The sequence below is a fragment of the Pontixanthobacter rizhaonensis genome, assembly GCF_012972675.1.
GTDB lineage: Bacteria > Pseudomonadota > Alphaproteobacteria > Sphingomonadales > Sphingomonadaceae > Pontixanthobacter > Pontixanthobacter rizhaonensis.
The window spans coordinates 1-10,710 of the sequence record NZ_JABCRE010000001.1; the positions used below are offsets into that span (position 1 = coordinate 1).

8 protein-coding genes are annotated in these 10,710 nt (G+C 53.1%); 7 read left to right on the plus strand and 1 reads right to left on the minus strand.

Annotated features, from left to right (window positions below; all coding sequences use genetic code 11):
• A partial coding sequence (locus tag HKD42_RS00005; protein WP_343042086.1) for a recombinase family protein occupies nt 1-235 on the minus strand: 235 nt, incomplete at its 3' end.
• A gap of 188 nt (nt 236-423) precedes the next feature.
• On the opposite strand from HKD42_RS00005, the gene HKD42_RS00010 reads away from it, so the two are divergent.
• The 7 genes from HKD42_RS00010 to HKD42_RS00040 all read left to right on the plus strand — a co-directional run.
• Nucleotides 424-741, plus strand: a complete 318-nt coding sequence (locus HKD42_RS00010) for a DUF6626 family protein (protein WP_170009141.1) — start codon at nt 424-426, stop codon at nt 739-741.
• An 831-nt stretch (nt 742-1,572) separates the two neighbouring features.
• On the plus strand, nt 1,573-4,026 hold the full coding sequence (locus HKD42_RS00015; RefSeq protein ID WP_170009143.1) for an N-6 DNA methylase: 2,454 nt from the start codon (nt 1,573-1,575) through the stop codon (nt 4,024-4,026).
• A 170-nt stretch (nt 4,027-4,196) separates the two neighbouring features.
• On the plus strand, nt 4,197-5,285 hold the full coding sequence (locus HKD42_RS00020; RefSeq protein ID WP_343042088.1) for a restriction endonuclease subunit S: 1,089 nt from the start codon (nt 4,197-4,199) through the stop codon (nt 5,283-5,285).
• Nucleotides 5,282-8,335, plus strand: a complete 3,054-nt coding sequence (locus HKD42_RS00025; protein WP_170009147.1) for a type I restriction endonuclease subunit R — start codon at nt 5,282-5,284, stop codon at nt 8,333-8,335. The genes HKD42_RS00020 and HKD42_RS00025 overlap by 4 nt, the downstream gene beginning before the upstream one ends.
• Nucleotides 8,325-9,059: a M48 family metallopeptidase gene (locus HKD42_RS00030; protein WP_170009149.1), complete on the plus strand. Its 735-nt coding sequence runs from the start codon at nt 8,325-8,327 to the stop codon at nt 9,057-9,059. The genes HKD42_RS00025 and HKD42_RS00030 overlap by 11 nt, the downstream gene beginning before the upstream one ends.
• A gap of 49 nt (nt 9,060-9,108) precedes the next feature.
• The gene (locus tag HKD42_RS00035) at nt 9,109-10,272 is read left to right on the plus strand and encodes a phospholipase D family protein (protein WP_170009151.1); all 1,164 of its coding nucleotides are present in this window, start codon (nt 9,109-9,111) and stop codon (nt 10,270-10,272) included.
• A gap of 151 nt (nt 10,273-10,423) precedes the next feature.
• A partial coding sequence (locus tag HKD42_RS00040) for a recombinase family protein (protein WP_170009153.1) occupies nt 10,424-10,710 on the plus strand: 287 nt, incomplete at its 3' end.

The window sequence follows — 10,710 nt, forward strand, 5'->3', positions numbered from 1 at the left end:
ACGCCAGACTGGTTGAGGCATTTGAAGGCGACGTTCTTCTCTGCCAGATTCTCGATGATCTGGTGAAGGTCGCCAACGCTACGAGCCAACCGATCCGATCCTTTGCCGACCGCCCCGACATCTTCTCCGCGAAGACCTTCTCACATCCCACTTCGGCCAGTGCGTCATTTTGAATGTCGAGGCTCTGCCCCGCCGAACTCACCCGCGCGTATCCAACCAGCATTCTCTGCTCCATGTCTCGTTTGCTTCTAGAGAACACGATTGCAGATGTTTCGAATCTGTCAGCAACTTATTTAAGACGATCATCCTGTCTCATGCCGATGTCCCGTCTGGGCTTACCTTCTGAGAGGAGGGTGAGATCAGCGACAATAAAGTCCGGTCATTACATCCTGAACTCGCAGGTAAATAGATCAGGAGGAAATCATGACTGATCTAACCGATATATATGACATGCTGAAAGGCGTCGGCCTATGTTCGACACAAGCCGAGTTTAGCACCGAATGGCTCGGACGCTCATCCCACTACATGTCGCAAATCAAGGGCGATCCAGCGAACGCGTCGCTAACCTCGTTGAGGCTGCTGGCGGCGGAGCTACAACTCACGGCTCTGATAGCCAAGGGTTCCGCAGACAACGCTACATTCAGGAAGGTTCATGGCGCGTGGGTCGCGGCTCAAACCATTTGTGATGGCGTATTTGAGCAGCGGCACGTTCCACCATTTCTTCGGATCACGGCCATTTAATTAATGCGTCTCCATGCCCCCAGTGATAGAATGGAGACAACAACATAGCTCAGGGGACAAAAGCAATAAGCGAGCGCCGACCCCAGCGCACAACCACATCGCAGGATTTTGCAGGCGCTCGAAAGAGGGCCGTATCCAGATTGGAATGGAGAGCACCGACTGGTCGTGAAGTGCCAGAATAAACAGAGCTTCAGATAGACGAGGGATATGTCGATATCTGACAACCCTCGGTCCATCGGCTGTCATCGAAGTTTTGCGCGGCCTTTGGATGCTTCCTTAAAGGATAACCGTCGCGAGCGTTAGCTCGGAGAGGGGCAGTAACGTGAGGTCAAGGGCGACCACTCACCAGCTATAGACGCTGACGCTGCCTACTAAAACTTCCTATCGATACCGCAGATATGGTGCGATCTCTCCCCCTTCTTCAGTGCGTTTGACAATTCATGTGTCGTCGCAATGGAGAGGGGGGATAGAGAACTATCTCCTCCGAGATATGGCCTAATGATCAACTGAGTATTGGGTTCAAAATTGAATGAGAATCTAACGCCGTAGGGTTCGGCAAGGAACTTGTTCCGCGCACGAACATGAAGGCAAGGGCGAACGCGCAAGCGTTCCCCTTCATGATAATGAACACAGAGATTCGAGGCTATATCGATCAAAACTTCAAATGCTCAATGCTAGTTACCTTCCCGACTATGCAAAGCAGTATGAATTAGATTCCTATGGCTCTCTGTGAATCCGACACCGCATATTCATTGCCCCATTAGGATTGTCTCATTAAGCCACGGATGAACGCACTGAATGCGCGTATCATTTCAGGATCGGGGTTCGACGGTGGCGGTCAAAAAATCGCAGATTTATAGTTCGTTGTGGAAGAGTTGCGACGCCTTGCGAGGGGGCATGGATGCCTCGCAATACAAAGATTACATCCTCACCCTGCTGTTCCTGAAATACGTATCGGATCGATCGCTTAGCGACCCCAATGCGCAGATCATTGTGCCGGAGGGATGCCATTTCTCTGACATGTTGAAGCTCAAAGGCAGCAAGGACATCGGCGAGGAGATCGACAAGATCATCGCCAAGGTGGCAGAAACCAATGGCCTCGGCGGCGTTATCGACAATGCCAAGTTCAACGATCCGACAAAGCTTGGCGACGGCAAGGACATGGTGGATCGACTGTCCAAGCTGATGGAGATTTTCAGCCGCCCCGAACTCGATTTCCGCAAGAACCGAGCCGAGGGCGACGACATCCTTGGCGATGCTTACGAATATCTGATGCGTCATTTCGCCACGGAAAGCGGTAAGAGCAAAGGCCAGTTTTACACCCCGTCCGAAGTTTCTCGGATCATGGCCAAGGTGGTCGGAATCGATGCAACCGCTACTCGCCAGAATACGATTTACGATCCAACGTGTGGATCAGGCTCTTTGTTGCTCAAAGCTAATGATGCTGCGCCCGACGGTCTCTCAATCTACGGGCAAGAAAAGGATGTGGCGACCTTCGCGCTCGCGCGCATGAACATGGTGATTCACAATTCTGCCGATGCTGAGCTTTGGCGCGAAAACACCCTGTCGAAGCCGCACCACAAGGGGCCGGACGGCAAGCTCAAACAATTCGATTTCGTCGTCGCGAATCCGCCCTTTTCGGACAAGGCATGGTCAACCGGATTCGATGCAGCAAATGATGAGTTTGGACGCTTCGCCTACGGCACGCCGCCTGCGAAAAACGGCGACTACGCCTACCTGATGCACGTTCTTGCTTCGATAAAATCGACTGGCAAGGCCGTGGTTGTCATGCCGCATGGTGTTCTTTTTCGTGGGAATGCTGAGGCAGAGATTAGGCGTGGTCTAATTAAGCGGGGTTACATCAAATCCATCATCGGGCTCCCCGCAAACCTGTTCTTCGGCACTGGCATCCCGGCCTGCTTAATCGTCCTCGACAAGCAGCATGCCGCTGCCCGCACGGGTATTTTCATGATCGACGCATCGAAGAGTTTCGTGAAGGACGGTAACAAGAACCGTCTGCGCGAGCAGGACGTTCACAAGATCATCGACATCTTCCAGAACTCGACCGAGATCGATGGTTATTCGCGAATGGTCCCACTCGCCGAGATCGGTAAGAACGACGGCAACCTGAATATACCGCGCTACATCGACGGATCGGAAGCAGAGGACCTGCAAGATATTGAAGCGCATCTAAAGGGTGGAATCCCGGTGCGTGATGTTGATGCGTTGCAAGAATATTGGGCAGTCATGCCGGGACTACGCGATGATCTTTTCGGCCCCGGTGACCGTCCCGGCTATCTTACCGCCAAGGTCGAACCGAATGAAGTGCGTGCAACGATCCATGCTCATCCCGAGTTTGAGGCATTTGCGGCCAAGGTCCGGGGCATCTTTTTTGAATGGCGCGATACAAATATCGATTTGATGCGCACGTTCGATGAGGGGGATCATCCCGCTGGCTTGATCCATTCGCTCTCCGAAGACTTGCTGGCCCGGTTCCGGGAGGCCCCGCTGATCGACGCATATGACGCTTACCAGCACATCATGACCTACTGGTCAGAAGTGATGCAGGATGATGCCTACCAGATTACAGCGGAAGGCTGGCCTGTAGCCAAGGTGCTACGCGAATTAATTAAGGACGCCGACGGCAAGTTTACCGAAGACCCTGATCTGATTCTGGGTAGTGGCCGGAGCGCGAAGAAATTGAAGGCAGAAGTGATACCTCCTGCGCTCATCGTCGCCCGCTACTTCTCCAAAGAACAAGCGGAGATTGAAGCTTTGGAATCCAAGGCCGAAGATTTTGGGCGGCAGGTTGAGGAATTGGAAGAGGAGCACGCTGGGGAGGATGGCCTCCTTGCTGAGGCGAAGACAGATGCAGACAAATTGACCATCGCTAGCGTGAAGGCGCGGATCAAGGTGATCAAAAGCGATGCTGATGCGGCGGATGAGCGGACAGTCTTGCAGAAATGGAATGCTTTGGCAGCTAGCCAGAAGGAGGCAGAGCGAGCAGCCAAACAAGCGCAGGCCGCGCTCAATGCGATGGTGGCAGCACAATATGCAAATGTAACTGATGCTGACGCTAAAGCTCTAGTTGTCGAGGACAAGTGGATCGCTTCCTTGTCTGGCTCGATTGATGACGAATTGGACCGGGCAGCGCAGATGCTGACTACACGGCTTAAGGCGCTGACTAAACGTTATGCCTTACCAATGCCGGTATTGAATGATGCAGTGACAAAACTTGAAGCCAAGGTGGTCGAGCATCTCAAGTGCATGGGTTTTGCCCCATGAGTGTTAAGGAAGGATGCACTCAAACCGACTTTGGGCCATTGCCGCGAGACTGGCGGGTGGTTCCTCTCTCTGAGCTTGGACAACCGAAGATTGGCCTCACTTATAAGCCAAGCGATGTTCGAGAGCACGGGACGTTAGTTCTACGATCCTCCAACGTGCAAGATGGAAGGTTGTCGCTTGATAGCAATGTATTCGTTGATCCTAAAGTAGCGGCTCCCGCCCTCGTTCAACAAGACGATATTCTTATCTGCGTCAGAAACGGCAGTCGGGCGCTGATTGGCAAATGTGCACAAATCGATCAGCAAGCGGACGGAATGGCGTTTGGTGCATTCATGAGCGTTTACAGAACGCCTTTCGCTGACTTCGTGTTTCGCCAATTCCAATCTGCTGGAATGAAGCGCCAAATCGAGCAACATCTCGGCGCGACGATCAACCAGATCACCAATGCCAGCTTAAAGTCTTTCAAGATACCTTTTACGGACAATATTGAGGAGCGACAGGCAATCGTTTCCGCCCTTCGCTGCGCTGAAGATCTCATAGCCTCACTCGACGCGCTGATCGCTAAGAAGCGCGACATCAAGCAAGCCGCGATGCAGCAGCTTCTCACTGGACGGACGCGTCTGCCGCAGTTTTCAACTACACCTATAGTTAAATCGGAGATCGGAGAGATTCCTGAAGACTGGGAGGTTCGCTCTCTCGCTTCTCTTGGGGAGCCCCGGATTGGATTAACCTATAGTCCGTCTGATGTGCGTGAGTCTGGAACGCTCGTTCTTCGCTCTTCAAATGTGCAAAACGGTGACTTGTCGTTCGACGACAATGTATTCGTCGATTCAGATGCCGCCGCGCGGGCACTTGTGGCCGAGGGCGACATCCTGATCTGTGTTCGTAATGGCAGTCGCGCACTTATTGGTAAATGCGCGATCATTGATTCCCGCGCAGTAGGAATGGCCTTTGGGGCATTTATGTCGGTTTTTCGTTCGCCCCACTCATCATTTCTGCATCATCAGTTTCAATCACACACTATCCAAAAGCAAATCCATGAGCACCTTGGCGCGACCATCAATCAGATCACGAACGCAAGTCTACGCAGCTTTAGAGTGCCTTTCCCGGTAGACTCCGATGAGCGGGATGCCATCGTTTCGGTCTTGTCAGATATGGAATCTGAAGTGCGCGCGCTTGAGCAAAAGGTTTCGAAAGTGCGCCATCTAAGAGAAGGGATGATGCAGCAACTCCTTACGGGCCGGATCAGATTGGCATGAGCAAGGTTGGCCAGATTGAGCGCGCGACCCAAAATCGTGTCGTAAAGCTATTCCGCGAGAATCTAGGCTATGATTATGTGGGGGACTGGCAAGATCGACCAAACAATCGCAACATTGAAGAGGAATACCTCCGTGCGTGGCTGGAGGGCCATTACGACGATGCATTGATCACCCGCGCCATTACCGAATTGCAGCGGGTGGCTGGCGACCAGTCCCGCATATCATACGATGTGAACCGCTCCGTGTATGAATTGCTACGCTATGGCGTGAAGGTCGCGACCGGGGTAGGCGAGAACTACCAAACGGTTCGATTGATTGACTGGGCCAATCCTGACTCCAATCACTTCGCCATTGCCGAAGAGGTCACCGTCACCGGGGTCGACGCCAAGAGCAGCACCAAGCGTCCAGACATCATTCTTTATGTAAATGGTATCGCGCTGGGCGTCCTCGAACTCAAGCGTTCGACAGTCTCGGTGGCCGAGGGAATCCGGCAGAATCTCGACAACCAAAAGGCGATGTTCATCCGTCCCTTCTTCTCGACCATGCAGCTTGTCATGGCGGGCAATGACACCGAGGGACTGCGCTACGGCACGACGGAAACCCGCGAGAAATATTACCTACAATGGAAGGAGCCGGAAGAAGCTGCAGGCCTGCCGACAAGCCCGCTTGATCGCGAACTGGTCCACCTGTGCAGCAAGGACCGCTTGCTCGAAGTAATCCACGACTACACGGTGTTCGATGCGGGCACCAAGAAGACTTGCCGCCACAACCAGTATTTCGGCGTTCGCGCTGCGCAGGAGCACATTCGCACCCGGCAAGGCGGGATCATCTGGCACACGCAAGGCTCCGGAAAGAGCCTGACCATGGTTTGGCTGGCAAAGTGGATTCGCGAGAATGTCGAGAACTCGCGCGTGCTCATCATCACCGATCGCACTGAACTCGATGAGCAGATTGAAAAGGTCTTCAAGGGTGTGGACGAAGACATCCACCGCACCAAGAGCGGTGCTGACCTGATCGCCCGGTTGAACGATACAGGGCCTTGGCTGCTCGGCTCGCTAGTCCACAAGTTCGGCGGCAAGGAGGAGGCCGACGTCGACGCATTCGTAGAAGATGTTCGCCAGTCACTGCCTTCCGATTTCAGCGCAAAGGGCGACATCTTCGTGTTCGTCGATGAGTGTCACAGGACCCAATCAGGTGAACTTCATGCAGCCATGAAATCCATCCTTCCCGATGCGATGTTCATCGGCTTCACGGGCACGCCTTTGCTCAAGGATGACAAGCAAACCAGTCTCGTAGTCTTCGGCCCCTACATCCACACTTACCGCTTCGATGAGGCAGTAGAGGACGGCGTAGTGCTCGATCTGCGCTACGAAGCGCGCGACATCGATCAGGAGATCACGTCACCGCAAAAAATCGATCAGTGGTTCGAAGCAAAAACCAAGGGACTGAACGACCTAGCCAAAGCGCAACTAAAGCAGCGTTGGGGCACAATGAAAGCGGTGCTTTCCAGCCAGTCGCGGGTCGAAAAAATTGTGGCTGACATACTGATGGACATGGAATTGAAAGATCGCCTCGCCAGCGGTCACGGCAATGCCATGTTGGTGTCGGGCAGCATTTACGAGGCCTGCAAGTTCTACGAGCTATTCGAGAAAACGCCGCTCAAAGACAAGTGCGCGATCGTAACCTCTTACAAGCCCGCACCCGGCGATGTGAAAGGCGAAGGCGACGGCGAAGGATTGACCGAGCGGTTGCGCAAATATGACATCTACGAACGGATGCTAGGTGGCAAGGACCCCGAAGAGTTCGAGAAAGAGGTGAAGAAGCGGTTCGTTGACTCGCCCGGCCAGATGAAGCTTCTGATCGTCGTTGATAAGCTGTTGACGGGTTTCGATGCGCCCTCTGCGACCTATCTCTACATCGACAAAAAGATGCAGGATCACGGGCTGTTCCAAGCGATCTGCCGGGTTAATCGGCTTGACGGGGACGACAAGGAATATGGCCAGATCATTGACTACAAGGACCTGTTCCGCAGCCTTGAAGGCGCGATTACGGACTACACCTCCGGCGCGTTTGAAGGCTACGATGCCGCAGATGTGGAAGGCCTCATGGAGAATCGCTTGGCGAAGGCCCAGCAACGTCTGACCGAAGTGCTCGAAGCGATCCGCGCTCTATGCGAACCTGTTCCAATGCCACAGGATACGCCAGCATATCTGCATTTCTTTTGCGCGGAGGATACTGCTGATAAGGACGCATTGAAAGAGAACGAGCCAAAGCGGCTGACCCTCTACAAACTGACTGCTTCGCTAATTCGCGCCTATTCCGATATTGCTAACGATCTCGGTGATCTCGGCTATAACGAGAAGGCCGCTGCGGAACTCAAAAAAGAAGTCGGGCACTTTGAGAAGGTCCGTAGTGAAGTGAAGCTGGCAAGCGGTGATTACATCGACCTCAAGGCCTTCGAGCCCGCGATGCGGCACCTGATCGACACCTATATCCGTGCCGAGGAAAGTGAAGTCGTTTCAGCCTTCGATGATATGTCGCTGGTGGAGTTAATTGTCGAGCGCGGTGCCGACGCTGTGAAAGAGCTTCCTGAAGGGATCAGGGGCAACAATGAAGCCGTCGCAGAGACGATCGAGAATAACGTCCGAAAGCTCATCATTGATGAATCTCCGGTCAATCCAAAATATTACGAGCAGATGTCCGAGTTGCTAGATGCGCTCGTTGAGCAGCGGAAAGCGGAGGCGCTCGATTACGCTGACTATCTCGCAAAGATCGTCGAGTTGGCGAAGCAAGCATCTGCGCCCGAAACATCAGGTAGCTATCCTGCCAGAATTAATAGTCCGGCGAAGCGCGCACTTTACGACAACCTCGACCAAGAGGAAGCCCTCGCTATCGCGATTGATGATGACATTCATCAAACGAAGAAGGCGGATTGGCGAGGAAACATGTTCAAAGAGCGAGAGGTCCGTCGTGCGATTCAGCGACATGTTTCTGATGCGGTGCTCGCCGATGTGATCTTTGATTTGGTGCACAAACAGCATGAATATTGAGCGCCAAAATCTCTCGGTAGGTGGCATCGATGTCGAGGTTGTTCGAAAGCCCATCAAGAACCTCCACTTGGGTGTTTACCCGCCAAGTGGGCGTGTTCGGGTTGCCGTCCCACCGAGCGTCAATGATGAGGCTATCCGGCTCGCGGTGGTAACGCGCATGGGTTGGATCAAGCGACAAAGGAATAAGTTCGAGGAACAGGCTCGGCAAAGCGCGCGGGCTTATGTCTCCGGAGAGACCCACTACTACTTTGGGGTTCCGTATCGTATGCGACTGGTGCGAAAGTCTGGCGGTTCCATGGTGTCGGTCGCTGGCGATCGGATCGAACTGTCGGTTCCGGCAAATGCAGATCGAGATTTTCGGGAGAGGGCTTTCCAGCGATGGCAACGCGACCGACTTCGAGAACGCGTGGAGCCCTTGGTCGGTCACTGGTCAGAGACTCTTGGAGTTCAGCGCCCCAAGGCGGGGATTAAGCGAATGCGAACGAAGTGGGGATCATGCAACCCGATCGGGGGTCGCGTTTGGATCAATCTTGAGATGGCAAAAAAACCACCCGCTTGTCTCGACTACTTAGTTTGCCATGAGTTGGCTCATTTCATTGAACGATCCCACGGTGATCGTTTCATCGCGCTACTGGATCGCTATTTGCCAAATTGGCGCACATTGCGCGATGAGCTTAACCGGGAACCTCTCGCTCACGAGGAATGGAGTGCTGGATTAGCATAAGAAATCGGCATCAACTCAATCGCGAGCCATTACGTCGTCGGGGCAAAAAATGAAGAAGACAAGCGAGATCAAACTTTTCCTGCATTCCCAAGGGAAAGGCAGTCTTCTTCCGGATTCCTACGAGCGAGCCTTCGCAAATGCTACCGAGCTTTTCATTGTCAGCGCCTATCTTACGAACTGGAGCTACAAATCTAAGCTCAACAAGAACTGCCACAAGTTCCTAATGATAGTTGGCAAGGACTTTGGCCTCACTCGCAAAGCTGCATGCGAAGCAGTGCTCAAATGGGTCCCGACAAAATATAAGGTGCATTTTCGTGTCGCAGACCAGATCGATGGTTTCCACCCAAAGGCTGTCTTTTGGCGCGAAGCAGATGGTCGATCCTTTGCAATTATCGGTTCATCAAATCTTTCGCTTGCCGCGTTTGAAAGTAATTGTGAGGCAAATGTTCTTATTGAGATTCCCGAATCAGATTTTGAGATCGCAGGCGCTTGGGTTGAGGAAATCGCTGAGCTTGCGGTTCCGGTTTCGAAAGATTGGTTAGATCAGTATTGTGAGAATAAGCCTCGCGGCGGTAAGGGCAGAACATCTTCGCCAGACACACAGAAAGCTGATGTCTTGCCAGTTTGGCTACCAAGGCCACGAGGTAGTGCCGCTGCCGTAAGAGCAAGACGCAAAATCCTTCTGGAATATGGACGCAACCGAGATGATCTAATTTCGTTATTCCGACAGTGTGCAGATGGGCGGATTTCATCTGCAGCTTTCTATCGAGATTTACCAAACTTTTGGGGAGGCGGCGCAGGCGGGCGGATACAAGGCAAAGGTTGGGAGCGACAAGGAAGTCGAGCCAATTTTCAATCACTAGCAAAGAGCTTCGTTCGCGTTCTTGATGCCAAAGACGGCGATCGTGATGACGTGGTGGTTGCCGAAATGGACAGACTCGCCAGACTCAAAAACCCAGCCAGAAAAGCGTTTTTCTCCGAGATGCTTTGTCTGGAGTTCCCAGAGAAGTATCCGGTCTTGAACAAGCCAGTTCAACGCTATCTTTCGGACATTCGATTTCGCGGAGCATTTGGACTTTCTGAGGGAGGGCGGTATCTAGACTTGGCACTTCGTTTGCGCCTTTCCCTGAAACAGAACCCGAAGCATCCGGCAAAAAGTTTGGCAGAGTTAGACACTGTGATTTGGACCGAATACCCGCCGACTCCCACCTAAATGGTCCGCGCAGTCAATTGCCCTCCTCTCAGAAGGTAAGCCCAGACGGGACATCGGCATGAGACAGGATGATCGTCTTAAATAAGTTGCTGACAGATTCGAAACATCTGCAATCGTGTTCTCTAGAAGCAAACGAGACATGGAGCAGAGAATGCTGGTTGGATACGCGCGGGTGAGTTCGGCGGGGCAGAGCCTCGACATTCAAAATGACGCACTGGCCGAAGTGGGATGTGAGAAGGTCTTCGCGGAGAAGATGTCGGGGCGGTCGGCAAAGGATCGGATCGAACTGGCCAATGCCATCGACTTCGTTCGTGATGGTGATGTTCTCGTCGTGACCAGATTGGATCGGTTGGCTCGTAGCGTTGGCGACCTTCACCAGATCATCGAGAATCTGGCAGAGAAGAACGTCGCCTTCAAATGCCTCAACCAGTCTGGCGT

Coding starts and splice junctions, on each gene's coding strand:
- HKD42_RS00030 (WP_170009149.1), top strand. CDS start 8,325: ATGAATATTGAGCGCCAAAATCTCTCGGTAGGTGGCATCGATGTCGAG.
- HKD42_RS00035 (WP_170009151.1), top strand. CDS start 9,109: ATGAAGAAGACAAGCGAGATCAAACTTTTCCTGCATTCCCAAGGGAAA.
- HKD42_RS00025 (WP_170009147.1), top strand. CDS start 5,282: ATGAGCAAGGTTGGCCAGATTGAGCGCGCGACCCAAAATCGTGTCGTA.
- HKD42_RS00010 (WP_170009141.1), top strand. CDS start 424: ATGACTGATCTAACCGATATATATGACATGCTGAAAGGCGTCGGCCTA.